The sequence below is a fragment of the Streptomyces sp. SID11385 genome, assembly GCF_010548245.1.
Taxonomy (GTDB): Bacteria; Actinomycetota; Actinomycetes; order Streptomycetales; family Streptomycetaceae; genus Streptomyces.
This window is the reverse complement of the sequence record NZ_JAAGLR010000208.1, coordinates 1-450: the sequence shown is the minus strand read 5'-3', so window position 1 is coordinate 450 and position 450 is coordinate 1. Positions and strand designations below refer to the sequence as shown.

Annotated in this window: 1 protein-coding gene; it reads left to right on the top strand. The window is 78.4% G+C overall.

Features of this window, described 5'->3' with window-relative positions:
• Positions 1 to 450: hypothetical protein (locus G3I42_RS06355; RefSeq protein WP_203606432.1), on the top strand; the 450-nt coding region annotated here is incomplete at both ends.

The following is a 450-nucleotide window of genomic DNA, read 5'->3' as shown; positions in this document are numbered from 1 at the left end:
GGGGCTGCTCGCGCACCCCGTCCACGCGGCCGGTGCGGGCGCTGCGGCCCCGGTCGCCGCGTGGCTCGTGTGCCCGGTCGCGGACGTGGACGCCGCCCGCGCGGACACGGTCGCACTGGGCCTCGCCGTACTGGAGCCGTTCATCCGCTCGTGGCTCGCCGGGGAACGGACCCGCGCCGATCACGAGGCGGCGGCGCGCGAGCGGCTGCTCGAAGAGATCGCCGCGGGCCGCGACACGATCAGCCGCGCCACCGTGGAGCGCGCCGTCTCACTGGGCTGGCGCTTGCAGGACTGGCACGTCGGGCTGCACGTACGGTGCGGCGGTACGGCCGCCGCCGAGCCGCCCGGCGCGGTACGGGCCCGAGTGGCCGAGGAGCTGGCCCGGGAGGGCGTCCGGGTCCAGGTGGTGGCGGACCGCGAGGGCGGCTGGGCCGCGTGGACGAGCAGCGT